Source organism: Flavobacterium mekongense, from assembly GCF_047038255.1.
Lineage (GTDB): Bacteria > Bacteroidota > Bacteroidia > Flavobacteriales > Flavobacteriaceae > Flavobacterium > Flavobacterium mekongense.
On sequence record NZ_CP174374.1, the window covers coordinates 2,557,619 to 2,578,899 of the forward strand.

General features: G+C 36.0%; 25 protein-coding genes. 14 read left to right on the forward strand and 11 right to left on the reverse strand.

All coding sequences use genetic code 11. The features are described from left to right. The first annotated feature begins 241 nt into the window (after positions 1 to 241). The 9 genes from ACJG85_RS11075 (at position 242) to ACJG85_RS11115 (ending at position 7,327) form a co-directional block, all read left to right on the forward strand. The gene (locus tag ACJG85_RS11075) at positions 242 to 655 is read left to right on the forward strand and encodes a response regulator (RefSeq protein ID WP_409680722.1); all 414 of its coding nucleotides are present in this window, start codon (positions 242 to 244) and stop codon (positions 653 to 655) included. 3 nt (positions 656 to 658) lie between these two features. Further along, positions 659 to 1,204 (forward strand): heme NO-binding domain-containing protein, encoded by a 546-nt coding sequence (locus ACJG85_RS11080; protein ID WP_409680720.1) that lies wholly within the window; start codon positions 659 to 661, stop codon positions 1,202 to 1,204. 8 nt (positions 1,205 to 1,212) lie between these two features. After that, positions 1,213 to 3,915: a PAS domain-containing protein gene (locus tag ACJG85_RS11085; RefSeq protein WP_409680717.1), complete on the forward strand. Its 2,703-nt coding sequence runs from the start codon at positions 1,213 to 1,215 to the stop codon at positions 3,913 to 3,915. Beyond that, a complete protein-coding gene (locus tag ACJG85_RS11090) occupies positions 3,902 to 4,219 on the forward strand; it encodes an Hpt domain-containing protein (protein WP_409680714.1) in 318 nt (105 codons plus the stop codon). Before ACJG85_RS11085 ends, ACJG85_RS11090 begins: the two co-directional genes overlap by 14 nt. Before the next feature lie 8 nt (positions 4,220 to 4,227). Beyond that, on the forward strand, positions 4,228 to 4,953 hold the full coding sequence (locus ACJG85_RS11095; RefSeq protein WP_409680711.1) for a LytR/AlgR family response regulator transcription factor: 726 nt from the start codon (positions 4,228 to 4,230) through the stop codon (positions 4,951 to 4,953). 303 nt (positions 4,954 to 5,256) lie between these two features. Continuing rightward, the gene (locus tag ACJG85_RS11100) at positions 5,257 to 6,081 is read left to right on the forward strand and encodes a hypothetical protein (protein ID WP_409680708.1); all 825 of its coding nucleotides are present in this window, start codon (positions 5,257 to 5,259) and stop codon (positions 6,079 to 6,081) included. A 156-nt stretch (positions 6,082 to 6,237) separates the two neighbouring features. Next, positions 6,238 to 6,660 carry a hypothetical protein gene (locus ACJG85_RS11105; RefSeq protein ID WP_409680705.1) on the forward strand — a complete coding sequence of 141 codons (423 nt, stop codon included), beginning with the start codon at positions 6,238 to 6,240 and terminating at the stop codon, positions 6,658 to 6,660. Positions 6,661 to 6,677: 17 nt separating this feature from the next. Further along, positions 6,678 to 6,956, forward strand: coding sequence for a hypothetical protein (locus ACJG85_RS11110; RefSeq protein WP_409680702.1), 279 nt, complete (start codon positions 6,678 to 6,680; stop codon positions 6,954 to 6,956). Between the two features lie 11 nt (positions 6,957 to 6,967). After that, entirely contained in the window at positions 6,968 to 7,327 is a 360-nt protein-coding gene (locus ACJG85_RS11115; protein WP_409680700.1) for a hypothetical protein, read from the forward strand. A gap of 199 nt (positions 7,328 to 7,526) precedes the next feature. Here ACJG85_RS11115 and ACJG85_RS11120 read toward each other — a convergent pair whose 3' ends face one another. The 9 genes from ACJG85_RS11120 to ACJG85_RS11160 form a co-directional block, all read right to left on the reverse strand. Continuing rightward, positions 7,527 to 7,757: a YdcH family protein gene (locus ACJG85_RS11120; protein WP_409680697.1), complete on the reverse strand. Its 231-nt coding sequence runs from the start codon at positions 7,755 to 7,757 to the stop codon at positions 7,527 to 7,529. Positions 7,758 to 7,796: 39 nt separating this feature from the next. Next, positions 7,797 to 8,498, reverse strand: a complete 702-nt coding sequence (locus tag ACJG85_RS11125) for a sulfite exporter TauE/SafE family protein (protein ID WP_409680694.1) — start codon at positions 8,496 to 8,498, stop codon at positions 7,797 to 7,799. 14 nt (positions 8,499 to 8,512) lie between these two features. Further along, positions 8,513 to 8,959: a FixH family protein gene (locus ACJG85_RS11130; protein ID WP_409680691.1), complete on the reverse strand. Its 447-nt coding sequence runs from the start codon at positions 8,957 to 8,959 to the stop codon at positions 8,513 to 8,515. Positions 8,960 to 8,970: 11 nt separating this feature from the next. Further along, complete coding sequence (gene ccoG / locus ACJG85_RS11135; RefSeq protein ID WP_409680688.1) at positions 8,971 to 10,395, reverse strand: cytochrome c oxidase accessory protein CcoG; 1,425 nt, start codon at positions 10,393 to 10,395, stop codon at positions 8,971 to 8,973. Positions 10,396 to 10,473: 78 nt separating this feature from the next. After that, positions 10,474 to 11,412 carry a cbb3-type cytochrome c oxidase N-terminal domain-containing protein gene (locus ACJG85_RS11140; RefSeq protein WP_412464138.1) on the reverse strand — a complete coding sequence of 313 codons (939 nt, stop codon included), beginning with the start codon at positions 11,410 to 11,412 and terminating at the stop codon, positions 10,474 to 10,476. Positions 11,413 to 11,438: 26 nt separating this feature from the next. After that, positions 11,439 to 11,606 (reverse strand): CcoQ/FixQ family Cbb3-type cytochrome c oxidase assembly chaperone, encoded by a 168-nt coding sequence (locus tag ACJG85_RS11145; RefSeq protein WP_290877955.1) that lies wholly within the window; start codon positions 11,604 to 11,606, stop codon positions 11,439 to 11,441. A 5-nt stretch (positions 11,607 to 11,611) separates the two neighbouring features. Further along, positions 11,612 to 13,792, reverse strand: coding sequence for a cytochrome-c oxidase, cbb3-type subunit I (gene ccoN, locus ACJG85_RS11150; protein WP_412476435.1), 2,181 nt, complete (start codon positions 13,790 to 13,792; stop codon positions 11,612 to 11,614). Positions 13,793 to 13,794: 2 nt separating this feature from the next. Next, on the reverse strand, positions 13,795 to 13,989 hold the full coding sequence (ccoS, locus tag ACJG85_RS11155) for a cbb3-type cytochrome oxidase assembly protein CcoS (protein WP_121313422.1): 195 nt from the start codon (positions 13,987 to 13,989) through the stop codon (positions 13,795 to 13,797). Positions 13,990 to 14,062: 73 nt separating this feature from the next. Continuing rightward, positions 14,063 to 16,438, reverse strand: coding sequence for a heavy metal translocating P-type ATPase (locus ACJG85_RS11160; RefSeq protein ID WP_412476436.1), 2,376 nt, complete (start codon positions 16,436 to 16,438; stop codon positions 14,063 to 14,065). Between the two features lie 113 nt (positions 16,439 to 16,551). Here ACJG85_RS11160 and ACJG85_RS11165 point away from each other — a divergent pair, with 113 nt between their 5' ends. Beyond that, complete coding sequence (locus tag ACJG85_RS11165; protein ID WP_409680678.1) at positions 16,552 to 17,232, forward strand: Crp/Fnr family transcriptional regulator; 681 nt, start codon at positions 16,552 to 16,554, stop codon at positions 17,230 to 17,232. A 226-nt stretch (positions 17,233 to 17,458) separates the two neighbouring features. Here the strand turns inward: ACJG85_RS11165 and ACJG85_RS11170 are convergent, their stop codons facing one another. Both ACJG85_RS11170 and ACJG85_RS11175 read right to left on the reverse strand, forming a co-directional pair. Then, positions 17,459 to 17,872: a DUF6691 family protein gene (locus tag ACJG85_RS11170; protein ID WP_409680676.1), complete on the reverse strand. Its 414-nt coding sequence runs from the start codon at positions 17,870 to 17,872 to the stop codon at positions 17,459 to 17,461. Between the two features lie 3 nt (positions 17,873 to 17,875). Next, complete coding sequence (locus tag ACJG85_RS11175) at positions 17,876 to 18,433, reverse strand: YeeE/YedE family protein (RefSeq protein WP_409680673.1); 558 nt, start codon at positions 18,431 to 18,433, stop codon at positions 17,876 to 17,878. A gap of 95 nt (positions 18,434 to 18,528) precedes the next feature. On the opposite strand from ACJG85_RS11175, the gene ACJG85_RS11180 reads away from it, so the two are divergent. The 4 genes from ACJG85_RS11180 to ACJG85_RS11195 all read left to right on the forward strand — a co-directional run bounded on the left by ACJG85_RS11180 (position 18,529) and on the right by ACJG85_RS11195 (position 21,272). Next, positions 18,529 to 19,020: a DUF4199 domain-containing protein gene (locus tag ACJG85_RS11180; protein WP_412476437.1), complete on the forward strand. Its 492-nt coding sequence runs from the start codon at positions 18,529 to 18,531 to the stop codon at positions 19,018 to 19,020. Positions 19,021 to 19,061: 41 nt separating this feature from the next. Beyond that, the gene (locus tag ACJG85_RS11185) at positions 19,062 to 19,520 is read left to right on the forward strand and encodes a 2-dehydro-3-deoxyphosphooctonate aldolase (protein ID WP_409680668.1); all 459 of its coding nucleotides are present in this window, start codon (positions 19,062 to 19,064) and stop codon (positions 19,518 to 19,520) included. A 69-nt stretch (positions 19,521 to 19,589) separates the two neighbouring features. Beyond that, positions 19,590 to 20,408 (forward strand): 3-deoxy-8-phosphooctulonate synthase, encoded by an 819-nt coding sequence (kdsA, locus tag ACJG85_RS11190; protein ID WP_409680666.1) that lies wholly within the window; start codon positions 19,590 to 19,592, stop codon positions 20,406 to 20,408. An 18-nt stretch (positions 20,409 to 20,426) separates the two neighbouring features. Then, entirely contained in the window at positions 20,427 to 21,272 is an 846-nt protein-coding gene (locus ACJG85_RS11195) for a hypothetical protein (RefSeq protein ID WP_409680664.1), read from the forward strand. Positions 21,273 to 21,281 lie beyond the last annotated feature (9 nt).

Here is a 21,281-nt window from a genome sequence, read left to right on the forward strand (position 1 = left end):
TAGCAAATTCTTCTTGCAAAACTATTCCGTTTACTACCTAATTTTTTACCACTTAACCGAAAAATTAGGTACGAATAAATTTATTTTTTAAATTTTTAAAAAAACATTTTATCTTAAATTTCAATCCGTTTAAATAATTATTTGTACCTTTTAACTTATTTAAAAAACCGTTTGTCTAATTTTAACATTTCACCTTTCATATTCCTTTATTTTTGAGTAGTACTTAAACCTAAAAATTTGTATGAAAAAAATACTTCAAATATTGCTGATAGAAGATGATACTATAGAGGTCATGAAATTTGTGAAGGTAACGGAGAATACAGGTTTAAAGCATCAAATCATAGAAACTCGAAATGGTGAAGAAGCCTTGAAATTTTTAAACAATACAAAACAATTGCCCGATATTATTGTATTGGATTTAAATATGCCTAAAATTAACGGTATAGAGTTTTTGAGCACTTTGAAAAAGAGCAAACATTTAAAACACATACCCGCCATTGTTTTAACAACATCCAATAATCCTAAAGATATTATTGAATGTTACAAAATAGGCATAGCAGGTTATATTATTAAGCCTTTGAAATATGAAGACTATGTGGTTCGTGTAGAAAGAACCTTAGAGTATTGGAGCTACAACGAGTTGATTAAGATTTAAAGGATGTACGGGATCGTTAATAAGGCCATAGAAGATTTGGTTACTACCAATTATGGCGCTGAGCAATGGGATATAATCTTGAAAAAAAGCGGTATTGAGGAAAATTTCTTCATCAGTAACGAATCTTATGATGATGCCATCACGTTTAAATTGGCCCAAACTATATCTGAGGAGTTGCATATTGATTTGGAGGAGGTTCTGATTTCTTTCGGGAAATGGTGGGTTTTAAAAACCACTAAAGACAAATATGCAGGCTTGATTGAAGCCGGCGGCAATAATTTAAGAGAGTTTTTAATCAATTTGCCGGTTTTTCACAACAGAGTGATTTTAATGTATCCGAAACTAACACCTCCGGAATTTAAAATCAGTCATTTGAAAGAGAATAGCCTTCATCTTCATTATATCTCTAAAAGAGAAGGTTTGCAAGAATTTGTGAGAGGTTTGATTATGGGGTTAGGTGAATTATTTGAAACAGAAACGACTATTGAGTTGATTGCCTCAAGAAACCAAGGCGATAACAACGAAATATTCAAAATTAAATGGATATAGTTTAATATATGCACAAGGATCAGTTTACATTTAGCGAGGCTTTTTTTAATAAAATATTCCCGTTCTATATTTTATTAGATCACAACCTACAAGTTAAATATTATGGAAAAAGCATAGCTAAACTGGTTCCTAACCTGAAAGAAGGCGCTAATTTTGACGATATTTTTAAAATCATTCGGCCATATGTAGAAACGTTGAATCCGGAGACTTTTCGCAATAATTTAGACCAATTGGTCATTATAACAGTCAATGAACCAACTGAAATTACCTTAAGAGGCCAATTTGAAACTATAGATGAAGGTTTCTTATTTTTAGGTTCCCCTTGGTTCGTTTCTATTAATGATGTAATAGACAACAACTTAACCTTAAATGATTTTGCTTTTCACGACCCGCTATTAGACATTTTACACATTTCTAAAAATCAGGAAATTAACTACAAAGAACTCAAAGAGCTTTTAGAAACGGTTAACCAACAGAGAAATGCCTTAAAGAGAGACAAAGAAGAACTCAATAAATTATCCTTAGTGGCCAGTGCCAATAAAAACGGAGTGGTACTGTTCTCCCCTGACGGAACCATTTTGTGGTGTAACAATGCCTATTTGGATATTGTATTACTCAAGAAAGAAGACATCATTGGTAAATTTGTACTCGATTTCGGGCCTTGTAAAATAACCGATAAAGATAAAATCCAAGAAGTTCTTGAAGGCTTCAGACAAGGGCAAATTTTTGAAGGCGAAAAAGCCAATTTGATCCTCAACAATAAAACCCATTGGTACAAAACCACCAAACAACCGGTGCGAAATGAAGCCAATGAAATCATTTATTATTTTGCCATCATTGAAGATGTTACCTTAGAGAAGGAGCAAGAGGAAAAACTGCGATTACTTTCTTCCATAGCCGAAAAAAATACCGCGGCGGTAATTATATGCGACAATAAAGGGCGAATTGAATGGATCAACCAAAGTTTTACCGACATCACCGAATACACGCTTGAAGAAGTGATTGGCAAACAAATTAAAGACGTACTGCAAGGTCCTGAAACCGATAAAAAAACAGTAGCGTTTTTGTCCAAACAAATGGAAAATGGTCTTCCTTTTAATTGTGATATCATCAATTACAAAAAATCGAAAACCAAATATTGGTCTAATGTACAAGGCCGTTCTTTGAACGACGAAGACGGAAATGTTCTGAAATATTTTACCATACAACAAGACATTTCCAAGGAAAAAGCGTTCAACCAACAAATTATTGAATCCGAAAACCGATTGTACTCCTTAATCATCAATCTGCAATCGGGTATTCTTTTAGAAGATGTCAATCGAAAAATATTAATTGTCAATAAAAAGTTTTGTGAACTTTTCGGTATTCCGGTGGATCCGGAACTGTTAACCGGCTTAGACTGTGCTGAAACAGCCGAACAATCAAAAGTTTTATTCAAAGATCAAGAGAATTTCTTGAAACGAATTGACGAAATATTAGCCCAAAAAGCCACCGTTATAGCCGAAAACATTGAAATGGCAGACGGGAGAATAGTGGAACGCAGTTTTATCCCCATATACCATGGCGATAAATATGACGGCCATTTATGGAGTTATGAAGACGTTACCATCAAGAAAAAATACGAGCAAAGCTTAGAAGCCGAAAGAGAAAAATACAGTAATATCATTGCCAATATGAACATGGGATTATTGGAAGTAGATTTGAATGACCGCATTCAGTTCATCAACCAATCTTTCTGTGAACTGAGCGGTTATACCCCGGACGAACTTATAGGGAAAAGAGCTTCCGAAATCTTCTTAGATAAAGAAAATAAAGAGATCCTCAATTCCAAAGTAGCGGTACGAAAAGACGGCATCTCCGATTCTTATCAGATCAAAGCCAAGATGAAGTCCAACGAAGAAAAATATTGGCTCATTAGTGGCGCACCGAACTACAACCTTAATGGTGAATTAGTAGGTAGTATTGGGATTCACCTCGATATTACCGAGCTCAAAAAACTGGAGATTCAAAAAGAAGAACTACTCAAAAGTTTAGAGAGACAAAACGAAAGTTTGAATGAATATGCCCAAATTGTATCTCACGATTTAAAATCACCGTTAAGAAGTATTCATACTTTAGTTACATGGATTAAAGGGGAAAAGGAAAATGTTCTTAATGAACAAACCCAAAAATATATTGGTCTGATTGAAGAAAAAGTAGAAAAGATGGATTACCTCATTGAAGGCATTTTAACCTTTTCTAAAATTGACTCCTACGAGACTACTAACGAATGGGTTGACCTAAACGAAATTATTGAAAACATTATTCGCATTATTGATATCCCGCAACATATTGAAGTTACTATTGCCAAAAAGCTTCCGGTAAAAAATACCAATCGCTTCAGGATGCAACAGTTGTTTCAAAATTTAATCAGCAATGCGGTTATTCATAACGACAAAGAAAAAGGAACGGTAGTTATCGACTGTACTGAAGACGAAGATTTTTACACCTTTTCGGTCCAAGATAACGGCCCGGGAATCTCAAAAAAATTCAGGAATAAAATTTTCCACTTGTTCGAATCGTATTCCTCCGACAATAAATCAACCGGTATAGGTTTATCTATAGTGAAAAAGATAGTAGAAAAATACAATGGTAAAATTTGGATTGAGAGTGAAAAGGGAATTGGAACCACGTTTTACATAAAAATGCCTAAAGAACATGGAACAACCTAACTTAGACTATTTTGAAAAATTATCGAATAATAATTTGAATTTTAAACAAAAATTAATCGATATTGTTAAGTATGAATTTCCGTTAGAACTTTCAGATTATCAGAATTTTATGCTTAAAAACAATTTAAAAGAAGCCTCTGAAACGGTTCATAAGCTCAAACATAAAATTGGGGTTTTCGGTATGTATAGCTGTTATAACGATGCAGAGACTTATGAACATAGTTTAAGAGAAGGACAAAAAGAGAAGCAAATCGAATTTGAAGCTACTATCAAGACCGTAAAAAAATTTATAGACCAATTATGACTACAAAGATGAAAAAGTGCATAATCATTGACGACGAATTGATGTCGAGAACCGTAATGACCGAACTGATCAGTACCAAACCTGACCTTCATTTAGTAGGAGATTTTCCTGATGCCATAGAAGCCTTGAAATACTTAAATCATAATGAGGTTGATTTGATATTTTTAGACATTCATTTGCCCAACTTTAACGGCTTTGACTTCATTAATACTATCAATCAAACCATCAATGTCATTTTAGTGACTTCTGACAAGAACTTTGCGATAGAAGCTTTTGAATACAATTGTATCGTTGATTATTTGGTAAAACCAATAACACCGGAGCGCTTTGATAAAGCCATGACACGTTTGAAAGAATTTGATGGCAATCAAAGAAAAAAGAAAACCAGCCAGACCAAAGAAGATGATATTGAAAGCTCCAATACCTCTGAATTTTACATCAATAACAGTAAAAGATTAATTAAAATTGATGTTAATACCATATTGTATTTCAAGGCCAACGGTGATTATGTTTTTATTAAAACAGAAAACAACAGCTATACCATACACAATACTTTGAAAAAAATTGAGAATAAATTACCTAAAGATTCATTTTTTAAAGTCCATCGCTCCTACATTATCAACACCAAAAAAATTGTAGATATCGAAGACAACAGTGTTTTAATTGGTAAAGACGTAATCCCAATCAGCAGAAGAAACAAATCAGAATTAATGAAGCGAGTGCACTTGCTGTAACACATAATAACTACCCAATACAACAACCCATTCGGCACCTTTGTCCGGATGGGTTTTTTGTTTTTACTTCTCACCCATACCGGCAAATAGCGATTTTTAGACAAACGGTTTTAAAAATGTTAAAAAAATGCATTTTGTCGATATTTTATGCATTACAAAGAGTTTTTTACCGTTCGTCTAAGTTAAAAAACCTCTCGTCTAAAGACCGAGTGTTGTTATCTAATTTTTGAAAATTCAATCTTTATTCTAACAATCTTTGTACTACAATAATGTCCAAATCTATCATAAACAAAATCCTGAATTATGAAAACTATTACACAAATCAGCAAAAAGTTAGCCAGCTTTAAAGGGCTACTTATAGTAGTATTATTATTGGCATGCAAAAACACTGAAGCCTCAAATGTTGCTTCCACTCAAACTACAGCAGTTGAAAGACATCGCGTTTGGATAAATGTAACCGACAACACAACCGGTGCTTTTTCACAAACTTTATTTGGCTACAGAACCGGAGCAACAGACGGTTTTGATCAAGGATTAGACGGCGCTTATTTTAACGATGGTGTTGTGGCTTTAACTTCATTGATTGGCAACGACCGTTATGCCATTCAGTTCAGAGGATTAAATTACAGTCCGAATGACGTAATTGCGTTAAGTTTTAACAGCACTTATGAAGGTAACTTCACCTTTGCTTTAGACCATGCTGACGGCTTTTTCTTGAACACTAACCAACCGGTTTATATATTAGATACTGAAACCAATGTTTATACTAATTTAAAAACATCTAACTACACCTTTAATTGTCAAGTAGGAATGTATAACGATCGTTTCAAACTGGTTTTCTACAATCCCGGCCAAACTTCAAGCTTAGGCAACACCGACCACCAATTTGCCTCCAACAGTATTTCGGTTTATCAAGACCAAGGTGATATGTTCATTCAATCGAGCTATGCCCAAATAAAATCGTTAGCGATATACAATTTGAATGGGCAGTTGATTTATCAAAACAACAATGTAAACGATGTTAGATTGAGCATCTCGGGTTTAAATACAAATCATCAAGCCTTGTTCATCAAAGGTCTTACAGTTGACGGAATTCCGGTAACGAAAAAATTCTTAGCTGTCAAATAAGAACTATCCCTTTATTGCCCCAAAACCCGACTTTCCAAATACCGATATTTTAATGTCACTGGTCTGCTGTTTTAGTATGCTCACCGAAATCTGTCGGGTACAAATCAAACTATCTATAAATTTACGTCAGTAAGTGACAAACCCCCAAATTTTAACATGCAAAATGATTACTATAACCCGATAGGATTAATCTTTGACGGTCATATATACATAAATAAAAAAGACACTCTAATCAGATTAGAGTGCAAACAAGTAAGAAATGTTTATTTCAAAAGGGAAAAAGTATTATCAAACAACATCAGACTTTTAACCTTAAGTCTGGTTTTTTTTGTGGCTTTACTCCACTTTGGAAATAAAATTTCTTCAACATATGAAATTGCCGGCTATTTAGTAGCGTCAGTCATGACTTTATCGGCTTTGTTAATTAGGTATTATAATTATAAAATCATTATAACCACCAAAAACCAAGATATAATTAAAACAAATATAGAGCCGGAATATAAAGATGAAGCTCGGGAACTGATATCACATATTAAACAAAACATCAAACCCCAAGAGCCTATTCTTAGAGCGATATAAGAAGAAAAATTATAAAGATGTTGATAGTCTGTTCAAAAGAAAAACTGAATGATTTTTACCAACTTTCCATCGACAGCAAAAGAGAGTTAATCGTTTTCTTGGAAGACATTTCTCTGATAAAGATTTATAATAAAAGAGGTTTTCTGAGCAAGTTCCTGAACTTTATTTTTAAAAAAGAATATTTATTGGTCATTTTTTTTAACAACGATAAACAAGTCGAATTGACATTTAAAGAAAATAAATTCGATGAAGTGATGACTTTCAAAGGTGATATTGAAAAGCGAAAGTTAAAATAAGAATCAGACCTATGCAGGAAAAAATTTTGGTGTTTGATAGCTCGATAGGATATGCCAAATACTTTGAAAAAATTTACAGTAGTAAGTATGAGGTAGCATCGGTATTTGGTTTTAATGATTTGAGAAAAGTAGATCTGTTTCATTATGACACCATTATTTTCATTATTAATGAGATAGAGGAATTAAAGTTGTTTTCAAAGATACATTCGTCTTATAAAGGAATAAGACTGTTTTTGGGAGTAACAAAAAACAAAATAGCCGCAGATGTTTATGAATTAAACTTGAATAATATTTACAACATAAACATCGAACTAAACAAGACCGATATGATAGAATATATCAACAGTAAACTTAAATTAGAACTAGCTTAACCAACCACTTAATTACCAAACTATTTTCCAATATTGGGCAATGGAAGATAGTGTTCATGTTTTTTGGTAGAAAACCGCCTTTAACCGGGCGGTTTCTTTTTTTAAGAATGTGAAGCTCAGAGAATTATAATCGCAAATTTCACTTCAAAAAAAACCACACTTTTCAGTGTGGTTTTCAATCAATTACTTAACTCAATAACTACTTATTCAAGTGGGCGTATAATTCGTCTTTTAGGAACAATAATTTGGCTTTTAATTCATGCAGATAATTATCATTGGCTACTTCAGAACCCATGTTAATTCTGTGAATCTGGTGTTCAATTTCATGATACTCATCAAATAGCTTTCTGAAATGAGCATCAGAGACCTTTAGTTCGTGAATTTTTTCCTGGTATTGAGGAAATTCGTGTAATAAATCGTGTTTTTCCATGGGTTTTAGTTTATAATTTGTTTGAAATGGTTGTTTTAATTAATGACAATTAGCACTGGCTTGAACGAATAGATTCATATTACTTGGAGAAATGTAAGCTATGTCCAATCCCATACCACGCAACACAAACAATATTCCTATTACAACAGTAACAATAGGAACAGCCTTTTGCAGTTTGTTTCTGAAGGGCAAAGACAATAATGAACTCACATACACTACAGCACTCATCATGGGAATAGTGCCTAAGCCATATAATACCATATAAGCAATGCCCAAGGTTACATTTTGCATAGCTATGGCTCCGAATAAGGCCGCATAAACCAATCCGCAAGGTAATAACCCGTTAAAAAGTCCTATGGTAAACAATGCGTCCGGTGTTTTTCTTTTGAACTGTGCTCCCAAGCTGCTTTTAATTTTGGTAATCAATCGGTAAATAGGCTTAGAAAAATTATAACGCGCCAATATTTTTTCAGGAACTACGGCCAAAAGAATCATGCCTATGCCTACAGCAATGGAAAGTTGTTGTTGTATTCCTGCCATATAAAATCCTCTACCCAACAAGCCAAATACTAATCCTAAAACACCATAGGAAGTTAATCTTCCCAAATGATATATCAGGATTTGAATGGCTTTTTTAGATGGGTTTTTATGATCTACCGGCAACATCATAGCAATCGGTCCGCACATGCCAATGCAGTGCAAACTGGAGATTAAACCGAATATGATAGCCGTGTACAACATATCAATATTAGATATTAGAAATAAATTTCTTCTTTGTTCAAATACGTTTTACCATCGTATTCCCACGCCACAGTAATACCCCATAGACCGCCAACCAGATTGTTTTTAGGTATGAGCAAATCGGAACCGGACAATGAGATGAGGGTCTCAAAATCCAGTTTTTGGTTGGACGGTCTGTATAGGGATACTTTTCCTTTTATTAGTGCTGGGTCTAAAGAATCCGGGAAGCTAACCATCAAACCTTTATCGGTTTTGACAATGGCTACTTTCACGTTTAAGTTATTAGCATTTTGTATGCTTTCAATATTACCCTGAACCAGTTTCTCTTTCTTGTAGTATTCTTGAGTTACCAATTCGTTGTCGTATTTATCATCGGATTGTACTTTGATTACAAAATACAGTATAAAGCTCATGAACAACACAAAAGCTATAACAATTCCTTTTCCCCAATTGATATTCATAATCATTCGTTTTAGTTAAAATTTCTAGGTCCTAAAAAGTTAGTAGTGGCTGTTTCAATCACTTTTCCGTCATTGTAAACCTCAATTTTCAAGACTACTTTTTCTTCTTTCAAATCGCTTTCTTTGATTTTTACAAAGAAAGTACCTTTGGCAGCCCCTTGCTTAGGCACTTTAGCAAACGGACTCCCTACCAATTTAATTTCTCCTTTAGGCTCCACAAGCTTGAAAGTTACATTATTGAATTCGCGCTCCGTTTTATTGATGATGTCGTAATTGTAAATATTACTGATAACACTGTTATCTTCTCTTTGAAATAATTGTCCCGGCATATGCAGGATAGTGGCTTCCACCTCATTTCTCAAGAACAACATCCCTATAAATACGCCAATCAAGATAGACAAGACCGCGATATAACCTTTCATTCGAGTGGTTAATTTGAAAGGCTCTTTCTTTACAATCTCATCTTCACTGGCATAGCGAATCAAACCTTTGGGCAAGCCAACTTTTTCCATGATGGAGTCGCATTCGTCTATACAAGCTGTACAGTTAATGCATTCCAATTGGGTACCGTTTCTGATATCAATTCCGGTAGGACAAACGTGTACACAAACTTTACAATCTATACAATCGCCTTTCCCTAAGGCTTTTCGATCTTCGTTTTTGTTGAATTTGGCTCTTCCGCTTTCCCCTTCTCCACGAACATGATCATAGGCCACATTAATGGTTTTATTGTCTAATAACACCCCTTGCATTCTGCCGTAAGGACAGGCTATAATACAAACCTGTTCTCTGAACCAAGCATAAATAAAGTAGAATACCGCGGTAAAAATCAATAAGGCAATTAGTGTTTTAGCGTTTTTGGTTGGCCCTTCTTCAATAAATCTGATCAACTCATCACTTCCGATTAAATATGCCAAAAAAACGTTAGCAATGATAAAAGAGATAATGAAAAAGATAATCCACTTGGTTAAGCGCTTTCTGATTTTTTCGGCATCCCAATCTTGGTTTCTCAAGCGAATTTGCTGTGCTCTGTCGCCATCAATCCAGAACTCTATGCGGCGGAACACCATTTCCATAAAGATGGTTTGCGGACAAAACCAACCACAAAAAATACGCCCGAAAGCAACCGTAAACAATGCCAATCCGACCACCCCAATGATCATTGAGATTACAAACAAGTGGAAATCCTGTGGCCAAAACGGAAAACTAAAAATATTAAAACGTCTTTCTAAGACATTAAACATTAAAAATTGGTTGCCGTTAATTTTTATGAAAGGGGCAGAAAATAAGAACGCTAATAAAAAATAACTCAATATTTTTCGCTTATCATAAAACGGTCCGGAAGGCTTTTTAGGGTGTATGAACACTCTTTTCCCTTTGGCATCAATAGTAGCAATACTATCTCTAAAACTATCATCAGGAAGATTTGTTGCCATTTTACTGTTGCATTAAATTGCTAATTTGTAAGATTTAGAAAGGTTTTGAGTCTTAACCCAAAACCTTTCTTTTGATTATTATTTTGCTGCTACTGTTGTAGTGTCTGCAGTTGCCGGTGCTTTTTCAGCGGGTGCAGCTTCTTCGACCCATTTTTCCCCTTCAGGTGCTTTTCCTCCTGCAGGTTTGGTTCCTTGTAAGCTCAACACATAACTGGCTACTTTTTGAACTTCAGTAGTTCCGAGCGTTTTAGCCCAACCCACCATGGTTGGATTATTTTTACTACCCTCGGCAATCAACTTGAATACATTTTTGATGCCACCACCGTTAATCCAATATTCGTCGGTTAAGTTAGGTCCTACTACTCCACCGCCATCCGCTTTGTGACAAGCGGCACAAGCATTGGTAAAAATTTCTTTCCCTTTGGCCAAACTTTCAGCATCGGTTAACAAGGTTACTTTGTCTAAAGTAATTTCTTCTTTTGGGGAATTGGCTTTGTTCTTTTCAATTTCTAATTGGGCTGCCGCAACTTCCTGATCAAATTCTTGGTCTTGGTTGTAATCTCCTACTATGTGGAATCTTACCAAATAGATTGCTGCGAAAATAATGGTAGCATAGAACAAATTCACCCACCAAGGCGGTAAAACGTTGTCCAACTCTTTGATACCATCGTAATCATGGTCTAACATTACATCGGCTTCTTGCTCAATAGATTTTGAGCGAGTCAAACTCTTCACAATACCTTGAACCCATTTACTCTCTGTAAAAGAAACAGATTGCGCTTCTTCTAATTGCTTTCTTTGTTCATCGGTTAGCATGTGATAAGTTACCCTATCCACTGCATTGATGACGATTTCAATGGCTACCAACAAAAAGAGGAAAACCACTAAGAACAAGGCAACCATAGGATGCTTTACAAAAGCCGGACGATCGCCTGAGTCAATAAAATATTCCAAAGCCGCCATTACTATGGCAAAAATCAGCGGAACTCTTACGTATGATGGAAATAATTTTTTCATTTTTTTACTATTTAAAAGGTCATTATTTAGTCTTCTAATGGAAGATCACTCACTTTTTTGATGGTTTCCTTACTGTAGGTCATCGCCCAAACGGTGAACAAAACAAAAGCGGTAAAGAAAATAGTCAGTGAGATTATCGGGTAGATTTCTACACCGGCAATCGTTTCCAAATTGTGTTTGACAAACTTCAACATGACTGTTATGGTTTAGATTTAACTTGCGTATCGGTTCCTAATCTTTGTAAATAAGCAATCAAGGCTACAATTTCTCTGTCTTTTAACGGAGCGGCTGTATCACTTCCGAAAGCTTTTTTGATATCAGGATTCGTTAACAATTTGGCTTCAATTTTAGAAGACTGCGCATCAATTGATTTCATAGCATCGGCAATTTCCTGATCGGTGTATGGAACGCCTAAGGTTACCATAGTTCTCATCTTATCTTGGATAGTCGAATTGTCAATAGTGTTTTTAATCAACCATTGGTATCTTGGCATTACAGATCCCGGAGAGATACTTTGCGGATCGTACATGTGGTTAAAGTGCCAAATATCATCTCTACCACCGTTGAATGGTTTGCCGGGAACACCTTCTCTGTGTAAGTCCGGACCGGTACGTTTAGATCCCCATAAGAATGGATGGTCGTACACATATTCTCCGGATTTAGAGTAGTCACCGTAACGTTCAACCTCTGAACGGAATGGTCTGATTAACTGTGAGTGACAGCTCACACAACCTTCACGGATGTACAAATCTCTACCTTGTAATTCCAATGGTGTATAAGGTTTAACGGCAGCTATGGTTGGAATATTAGATTTTACCAAAATGGTTGGTAAAATTTGGACGGCACCACCAATTAAAATGGCTACGGTAGTGTATAACATAAATTGCACCGGTTTTCTTTCTAACCAAGAGTGCCATTTTTCACCTTTCAAACGATTCGGACTGATAGCAGCTAAAGCCGGAGCTTCCGCTGCATCGTCTTCAATTGCAGCCCCTTGTTTGATAGTTTTGACAATGTTGTAAACCAATACCAAAACCCCTACCAAATATAAAGTACCCCCAACGGCACGCATCCAATACATAGGGATGATTTGGGTTACCGTTTCTAAGAAGTTACCGTATTGTAGCGTACCATCCGGTTTGAATTGTTTCCACATAGAAGCCTGAGTAAATCCGGCTACATACATTGGAAGTGCATATAAAATGATCCCTAAAGTACCAATCCAGAAGTGGAAGTTGGCTAATTTTTCAGAATATAGTTTAGATTTAGTCATTCTTGGGATCAACCAGTAAATCATACCGAAAGACAAGAATCCGTTCCATGCTAAAGCCCCAACGTGTACGTGAGCAATAATCCAATCGGTAAAGTGCGCAATAGCATTTACGTTTTTCAAAGACAACATTGGACCTTCAAAAGTGGCCATACCATAACCGGTAATGGCTACTACGTAGAATTTCAACACGGCATCAGTACGTACTTTATCCCAAACGCCGCGTAGGGTTAACAAACCGTTAATCATACCACCCCAAGATGGTGCAATCAACATAACAGAGAAAACAACCCCTAAGTTTTGAGCCCAGTCCGGTAAAGCAGAATACAACAAGTGGTGTGGTCCTGCCCAGATGTAGATGAAAATCAAAGACCAGAAGTGGATGATAGATAATCTATAAGAATACACAGGTCTGTTAGCGGCTTTAGGCACAAAGTAGTACATCATTCCTAAAAACGGAGTGGTCAAGAAGAATGCCACCGCATTGTGACCATACCACCATTGCACTAAGGCATCTTGTACACCGGCGTAAACAGAGTATGATTTCATTCCGGAGAAAGAAACCGGCAATTCTAAACTGTTGAAAATATGTAATACCGCTACCGTAACAAAAGTGGCTATGTAGAACCAGATAGCAACATAAATATGACGCTCTCTTCTTTTGATGATGGTTCCGATCATGTTGATTCCAAATACTACCCAAATCAGAGCAATAGCAATGTCTATTGGCCATTCTAATTCGGCATATTCTTTAGAAGTAGTGTATCCTAACGGTAGCGTAACCGCTGCAGCTACTATGATTAATTGCCATCCCCAAAAGTGCAGTTTGCTTAAAAAATCACTGAACATTCTGGCTTTGAGCAAGCGTTGCATAGAGTAATACACTCCGGCAAACATGGCATTACCCACAAACGCGAAAATTACCGCATTGGTGTGTAGCGGTCTGAGTCGTCCAAAACTTAAGAAGGAAATTCCGCTGGTCACATTGGGAAATAAAAACATAAATGCTAATATTAACCCAACTAACATACCAACTACACCAAAAACTATACTGGCGTAAATGAAGTTCCTTACAATTTTGTTGTCATACTGAAATTGTTGCATTTCCATAATTATAATTGTTTTTCTTCGGTTATATTAATTTGATTTTTGTTAGTTTCCTTTACTAGCTCGTCGTCAAAAAGCATTCTGACGGATGGCGTATAATCGTCGTCATATTGTCCGCCTCTTACCGCTTTAATAAAAGCGTAGAGAAAGAAAACAGCCACTACAATACTTATCGAGATTAACATATAAATGACACTCATACCTCTAATTTGTGTTAGACAAAGTTACTTTTACCCTATTGCTTAAAATATGACATTTGTCATACTTCGATTATTATTTCTTTGCAGCGAAAAGATTGCTCATTACCGTTACAAAACTCACGATGGTTACAGTGCTCAATGGCATGATAATAGCCGCCACTATAGGCAATAAATTCCCGGTTACAGCATAGCTCAAACCGACTACATTATATAACAATGACAAGCCAAAACTCATATAAATAGTCAGCATAGCGTTTTTAGAATACTTCAAAAAGAAAGCTATCTTGTGAAACTGACTTGCATCTAAAATCCCATCGCAAGCCGGCGAAAACACATTCACATTTTCTGAGATTGAAATCCCTACATTACTTTGTGCCAAAGCTCCGGCATCATTCAACCCATCGCCTATCATCATCACATTTTTTCCTTGATGTTGTAAATCATCGATATAAGCCAATTTTTGCTCCGGTTTTTGATTGAATACTAATTGTGTACTGGCCGGTAACATCTTTTCCAAAATCTTACGTTCACCATCATTATCGCCCGACAAAACAATCAATTGATAATTTTTAGCCAACGCTTCAAACAATTGTTCTAAACCTTGTCGGTATTGGTTGTTAAATACATAACTACCTTTGTAAACACCGTTAATTTCAACGTGCACTTTGGTTTTTTTATGGGTATTCTCGCTCATGTGTTGCAGGAATTGAGAAGACCCTAATTTCACCGTTCCGGCTTCCAATTCGGCAAAAACACCTTTACCGATGACTTCTTCAAAATGCTTGACTTCTAATTTTTCCTGAGGTGGAATAAAATCGTACAATCGGCGACTTAATGGATGATTCGAACCTCTGAGGGCATTTTTCAAGAGTCGCAATTCAGCATCATTTAAAGCTTCACCCTCATAAGTGATGGCTGTTTTTTTGTTGGTAGTTATGGTTCCGGTTTTATCAAAAACTATGGTATCTACTTTGGACAGTTGCTCAATTACTATAGCATTTTTTAGGTACAATTTTCGATTCCCCATAATGCGCAATACATTCCCCAAAGTAAAAGGAGCCGTCAAAGCCAAGGCACACGGACAAGCCACAATTAAAATTGCCGTAAATACATTAAAAGCTGTAGGAACATCTAAAAACACCCAATAACCAAAAGCCACCACTGACAGTAATAGTAATGCCGGTGTGAAATAATGACTGATTTTATCGGTAATTGATTTGTGCTTTTGATCTACTCGTTTTTGGAAGACATCGTTGCTCCATAATTGGGTTAGATAACTTTGAGAAACCGAAAACAGGACTTCCATTTCGATGATTTTCCCCAATTGTTTTCCTCCGGCAAAAATTTTATCGCCCGATTTTTTTTCAATCGGTACCGCTTCACCGGTTACAAAACTATAATCGATAGACGCTTTTTCGGAAATCAAAATCCCATCAACCGGAATCAACTCTTGGTTTCTGATAAGTAATCGGTCTCCTTTTTTAATATCATAAACCTGCACGGCTTCTTCATTACCATCGGGCAATACCTTGGTAATGGCAATGGGGAAATAAGACTTGTAATCGCGTTCAAAGGATAAGAAATCGTAGGTTTTTTGCTGGAATAATTTGCCTAACAACATAAAGAAAATCAACCCACACATGCTGTCAAAAAAACCTTGACCATAATCAAACATGATATCAACAGTACTGCGGATAAACATTACCACTATCCCTAAGGCAATCGGAATCTCAATATTGAGCAATCCTTGTTTCATGCTTTTCCATGCGGCCACATAATAACCGGAAGCCGAATAAATAAAAGCCGGTAAGGACAATACAAAAATCAACCATCGGAAAAAACCTTTGTATTGCTCAATCCAAAATTCGCCGACTTCAAAATATTCGGGAAACGATAACAGCATAATATTCCCGAAAGAGAAAAATGCCACTCCTAATTTATAAATCAGGGTGCGGTCGACTTTCTTTTTGCCTTCAGTGTAGTTTTCTAAACTGATGTAAGGTTCGTAACCAATAGCACAAAGCAACTCAACAATTTCTTTGAGATTGGTTTTTTCAGGATGGTAAGTAATGCGGACTTTCTTGTTGGGGAAGTTAACTTGAGAAGCTATTATTCCCGGTTGAAGCCTTTGTAGATTCTCCAAAATCCAAATACACGAACTACAGTGTATATGAGGAATGTACAATGAAACAATGGCTGTTGCATTTTCTTGGAAATCGAGGAGTTTAGTAACAATCTCTTCATTGGCTAAAAAATCATATTTGCCTTTAATATCGGGTGGTGTAGCGCCTGGCGCTGCTTGAAAATCGTAATAACAAGACAAATCATTCTGACTGAATATTTCATAAACTGTTTTACAACCGTTACAACAAAAACTCTTGTCGTCAAAAAGGATTTCGTCTTTTTTTACAATCTCATTACCACAATGGAAACACTGTGACGGATTCATAACTTAATTGATTTGCTCATTTTTACCTGAAACAAAGGTCAAATAAGTGTGAAAATTAAAATATGATATTTGTCATACTTTAAATATATTTGTAGTGACCAATAAAGAATACCATGAGTAAATGTGAACAATGTATCGTTAGACAATTCAGTTCGCTCAAAGCCTTAACTAAGGATGAACTATTGAGAATGGCGGATTGTAAAACCTCTTACACCATAAAAAAGGGGGAAACCATCTTTGAGGAAGGCGAAACTACTCACGGCATTTATTGTGTCAAGGACGGTGTTTGCAAAATGACCAAGCTCAGTGCCAACGGTAAAGACCAAATTGTAAAATTGATAAAGCCGGGCGAATTGTTAGGACAGCGCTCCATGATTAGTGAAGAACCGGCTAACCTAAGTGCCGTGGCCTTGGAAGACATGGAAGTTTGTTTTATTCCGAAAACAGAAATCATGCAGTTCTTTAATCAGAACAACAATTTTTCCATGAACGTTATGAAAACCATTTGTGGAGATTTAAAAGAATCAGACGACCACATGGTTTCTATGGCACAAAAAAGTGTTAAAGAAAGATTGGCAGAAACCTTAATATACTTAGAAGACAATTTCGGAAAAACTGATGACGGTTGTTTAAAATTACAACTGTCTCGTGAAGAGTTAGCCGGAATGATCGGAACTGCTACCGAGAGTTGTATCAGATTACTTTCAGAACTCAACAAAGCAGGTTTAATTGAACTCGACGGTAAGCGTATCAAAATAATCGACAGAAACAAACTCCGCAGATTAGCTGATTAAAAAAAACCACCTGATTCCGAAGAATCAGGTGGCAGAGTTGATAAGATAACAGGGTTAGTTATTGTATCAACAAATTCTTTTGATTTGTTTATTACTATAAATGTATTCAGAAGTAATAAGTATTCGACCATATTGTCGACATCTGACCAAAAAATCTGTTAAAAAACCAACAGCTGTTTTTTTGTAATTCAATTCACTAATCGTTAATTCTGAAATCACTCAGTACTTAGTGAGGCAATTTATCTTTGATTAAACCATACAAAAAAGTACCAAAAACCGCTCCGAACAATATCAATCCGGCACTCATAAATCCGGAACCCAAAAGAATAAAAATCGGTCCGGGACAAGCGCCAACCAAAGCCCAACCCAACCCGAAAAGGATACCGCCTATCCAATAACGCACATTTCCTTTTTCTTTATCTTGTATGTAAATAGGATTTCCGTCTATATCTTTAAGCTGTTTTCTTTTGATAATTTGGATACCTATCAGACCCGTAAGAATGGCAACGGCAATAATCCCATACATATGAAACGATTGAAATTGGAACATCTCATAAATTCGGTACCAAGAAACAGCTTCCGCTTTGGTCAAAACGATACCAAAAACAAAACCTACTATTATATAACGCAATAAATTCATAGCTTAAAAAATTAGAGGCAAGATAAAATGTGACATCAACAAACCGCCGATAAAGAAACCAATAACCGCTTTTAAAGAAGGCAATTGCAAGTTGCTTAATCCTGAAATGGCATGACCGGATGTACAACCACCGGCATAACGTGAACCAAAGCCAATGAGTACGCCGCCCAATACTAAGATAAGAATCATTTTTGGGGATTGTAAAGCAGCAGTACCAAAAACGGAATCCGGTAATAATTTGCCGTTGGGAGCTTCAATACCCATAGCCGTAAGTTGTGATACCGTTTTTGGATTTAAATCAACATTCGAAGCATCGCTCAAAAAATGTACGGCCACAAAACCACCCAGCATGGCACCGGCCACTACGGCTAAATTCCAACGTTGCGATTTCCAATCCCAGTCGAAAAAAGGTACTTTTTTTCCGATTCCGGTCATGGCACATAAAGACCTCAAGTTGGAGGACATCCCAAAAACTTTACCGAAATAATTGAGTGTCAGCATGACCATTCCAATCAAAAAACCGGAAATAGCCCAATGCCAAGTTTGACTGATAAATTCCATATTTGCTCATTTTTACGCAAAAATAGAAATATAAATGTCGGAAAGATGAATTTTTATCGAAATGAAGTATTTTTGAAATCAAATTGAACATTGACATGAAAAATTTCAGCATAGAAATAAAGTGGACCTTACGTTTTATATTGTTGGTTTTGGCTTGGGCCATAGGCGAAAAATTCTTGGGATTGCACGACCAACATATTGACAAATACGCCATTTACACCAATCTCTTCGGTATACCTGCTTTGTTATTTTATTTTTTAGCCATAGCCGAAAAGAAAAAATACTTTTTCAACAATCAAATGACTTGGACACAAGGCTTTGTAAGTGGTGTCGTTTTGTCTTTTTTTATAGCGATTTTAATGCCTGTTGCACAATTGGTGATTTACAAAAGCATTACACCTCATTTTTTTGAAAGCATCATCGAATACAAAACCAAAAGCCCTCTCCTAACCCGACACATCGCCTTAAAAGACGCTGAAAGTTATTTTAACCTAAAGAGTTTTATGATACAAAGTGTATTCAGTGCCCTGTCAATGGGAACCATATCCGGTGCTATTGCAGCTTTATTTTTGAGAAGTAAAAAATAATTGCACGGTTATTGCAAGCGTTAAAAAAAACATTTTTCATTATGAAACGAGTGTATAAAATTTCATCGGTAATAGCAGTAATAGTCCTGTTTTCTTCCTGCATCAGCACCAAATCTACTTTAAAAAACGTTGACGATAATGCGCCAATTCCAACGCTCTCTAAAAACAACACTTTTGTTCTGACAGAATACAGTAAGGATAAAAAATACGGCTACGATCCGGATTACCCGATTAATGTTTTTTACAAAAACACCAAAGATGAAAATTTGAATGCAGAACGATTTTTAAATGCCTTAGCCGGTCCGAATGGTGAAAAAATAACCTTTACCAAAGTAGAAAGTTGTTGTCCTTTTCCTTCCAAAAGAACCGAAATGGGCGCTGGTTTTTTAGACGTTTACGAATTGCATTGGGAAGGACAAACCAACCCGATAAAATTGTATTTGAATATTTATGAGCGTGGCCATTTATTGGTTCCTGTAGGCCTGAGTATCAAAAAATAAGTCCGAAAATTATCTGTTCAGAGTAAGTAAATTATTCATAACTTAGCGGTTTTTAAAAACCTAAATTTTATGAATATTAATACCATTCCACAGATCAAAAATACTGATAGTGGAAATTTCTTTGTACTTGCCGGTCCATGTGCCATTGAAGGCGAAGAAATGGCATTGCGAATTGCCGAAAAATTAGTTGCTATCACTGATAAGTTAGCCATTCCTTATGTTTTTAAAGGTTCTTTCAAAAAAGCCAATCGCTCCAGAATTGACAGTTTCTCGGGCATAGGTGATGAAAAAGCTTTAAAAATACTTCGAAAAGTTTCCGAAACCTTTCACATCCCAACAGTAACAGATATCCACACTAATGAAGATGCAGATAAAGCCGCACAATATGTTGATGTCTTACAAATCCCTGCTTTCTTAGTAAGACAAACCGATTTGGTAGTAGCTGCCGCCAAAACCGGAAAAACGGTCAACTTAAAAAAAGGACAATTCATGAGTCCGGAAAGCATGAAACATGCCGTTCAAAAGGTATTAGATTGTAACAACCAAAACGTAATGGTAACCGATAGAGGAACCATGTTTGGCTACCAAGACATGATTGTAGATTTCAGAGGTATTCCAACCATGCAACAATATGCAACAACTGTTTTAGATGTTACCCATTCTCTTCAACAACCTAATCAAAGCGCCGGTGTAACCGGAGGCAGACCCGATATGATAGAAACTATCGCAAAAGCCGGAATTGCTGTTGGTGTTGACGGTATTTTTATTGAAACTCATTTTGATCCTGCCAATGCCAAAAGTGATGGCGCCAACATGCTTCACCTAGATTATTTTGAAGACCTAATGACCCGTTTGGTAGCCATTCGAAAAACTATCAATTCTTTTTAATTTTAATTATCCTAAGCCTTGAAAAATTTATTTTTATTTTCACTACTGTCTTTCTGTGCCTTATCTCAAACCATTTCAGCGCAAGACCAACAAGTTAATCCAAGTAAATATACCGCTCATAATAAAGGAAAAATGTACATTTTCTGGGGTGGTAATCGCGAAAGCTACTCAAAATCCGACATTCATTTTAAAGGAGAAAATTATAACTTTACACTGAATGATGTTACAGCCAATGATAAGCCTAAAGGTTGGCATATCGACTACTTCAATCCGGCTAGAATGACTATTCCGCAAACCAATCTTAGGATTGGTTATTTCATTTCCGACCACTACAATATTTCCATTGGCGTTGATCATATGAAATATGTAATGAATCAAAACCAGGTGGCTACCATTAACGGTACTATTAATGAAGGTGGAATGTTTGATGGAACTTATAATAATGACGAAATCGTACTAACGGAAGATTTCCTGACTTTTGAACATACCGATGGTTTAAATTATATCAATACTGAGTTTAGTCGTGTTGATGACATTTCTAAATTCTTCAAAATCAATAATACTGATGTATTCCAAATCAATTTGACAGAAGGAGTTGGCGCCGGAATTTTATATCCGAAAACCAATGCAATGGTTATGGGTAAACAGCGTTACGATGATTTTCATATATCAGGATACGGACTTTCAGCTAAAGTTGGTTTGAACTTTACTTTCTTTAAACATTTCTTCGTGCAAACCGAAATCAAAGGTGGTTATATCGACATGAACGATATCAGAATCACCCATGATAAAGCAGACAGAGCTTCTCAAAATTTCTTCTTTATGCAAAGAATTATTACCATAGGAGGCATTTTTAAAGTCTGATTCTCCCAA

Coding starts and splice junctions, on each gene's coding strand:
- ACJG85_RS11145 (WP_290877955.1), bottom strand. CDS start 11,606: ATGTTGAAGTTTGTCAAACACAATTTGGAAACGATTGCCGGTGTAGAA.
- ACJG85_RS11140 (WP_412464138.1), bottom strand. CDS start 11,412: ATGAAAAAATTATTTCCATCATACGTAAGAGTTCCGCTGATTTTTGCC.
- ACJG85_RS11080 (WP_409680720.1), top strand. CDS start 659: ATGTACGGGATCGTTAATAAGGCCATAGAAGATTTGGTTACTACCAAT.
- ACJG85_RS11185 (WP_409680668.1), top strand. CDS start 19,062: ATGAAACGAGTGTATAAAATTTCATCGGTAATAGCAGTAATAGTCCTG.
- ACJG85_RS11160 (WP_412476436.1), bottom strand. CDS start 16,438: ATGAATCCGTCACAGTGTTTCCATTGTGGTAATGAGATTGTAAAAAAA.
- ACJG85_RS11090 (WP_409680714.1), top strand. CDS start 3,902: ATGGAACAACCTAACTTAGACTATTTTGAAAAATTATCGAATAATAAT.
- ACJG85_RS11180 (WP_412476437.1), top strand. CDS start 18,529: ATGAAAAATTTCAGCATAGAAATAAAGTGGACCTTACGTTTTATATTG.
- ACJG85_RS11110 (WP_409680702.1), top strand. CDS start 6,678: ATGTTGATAGTCTGTTCAAAAGAAAAACTGAATGATTTTTACCAACTT.
- ACJG85_RS11165 (WP_409680678.1), top strand. CDS start 16,552: ATGAGTAAATGTGAACAATGTATCGTTAGACAATTCAGTTCGCTCAAA.
- ACJG85_RS11085 (WP_409680717.1), top strand. CDS start 1,213: ATGCACAAGGATCAGTTTACATTTAGCGAGGCTTTTTTTAATAAAATA.
- ACJG85_RS11115 (WP_409680700.1), top strand. CDS start 6,968: ATGCAGGAAAAAATTTTGGTGTTTGATAGCTCGATAGGATATGCCAAA.
- ACJG85_RS11175 (WP_409680673.1), bottom strand. CDS start 18,433: ATGGAATTTATCAGTCAAACTTGGCATTGGGCTATTTCCGGTTTTTTG.
- ccoS (WP_121313422.1), bottom strand. CDS start 13,989: ATGAGTGTCATTTATATGTTAATCTCGATAAGTATTGTAGTGGCTGTT.
- ACJG85_RS11105 (WP_409680705.1), top strand. CDS start 6,238: ATGCAAAATGATTACTATAACCCGATAGGATTAATCTTTGACGGTCAT.
- ACJG85_RS11120 (WP_409680697.1), bottom strand. CDS start 7,757: ATGGAAAAACACGATTTATTACACGAATTTCCTCAATACCAGGAAAAA.
- ACJG85_RS11170 (WP_409680676.1), bottom strand. CDS start 17,872: ATGAATTTATTGCGTTATATAATAGTAGGTTTTGTTTTTGGTATCGTT.
- ACJG85_RS11095 (WP_409680711.1), top strand. CDS start 4,228: ATGAAAAAGTGCATAATCATTGACGACGAATTGATGTCGAGAACCGTA.
- ccoG (WP_409680688.1), bottom strand. CDS start 10,395: ATGGCAACAAATCTTCCTGATGATAGTTTTAGAGATAGTATTGCTACT.
- ACJG85_RS11100 (WP_409680708.1), top strand. CDS start 5,257: ATGAAAACTATTACACAAATCAGCAAAAAGTTAGCCAGCTTTAAAGGG.
- ACJG85_RS11125 (WP_409680694.1), bottom strand. CDS start 8,498: ATGTTGTACACGGCTATCATATTCGGTTTAATCTCCAGTTTGCACTGC.
- ccoN (WP_412476435.1), bottom strand. CDS start 13,792: ATGGAAATGCAACAATTTCAGTATGACAACAAAATTGTAAGGAACTTC.
- ACJG85_RS11075 (WP_409680722.1), top strand. CDS start 242: ATGAAAAAAATACTTCAAATATTGCTGATAGAAGATGATACTATAGAG.
- ACJG85_RS11130 (WP_409680691.1), bottom strand. CDS start 8,959: ATGAATATCAATTGGGGAAAAGGAATTGTTATAGCTTTTGTGTTGTTC.
- kdsA (WP_409680666.1), top strand. CDS start 19,590: ATGAATATTAATACCATTCCACAGATCAAAAATACTGATAGTGGAAAT.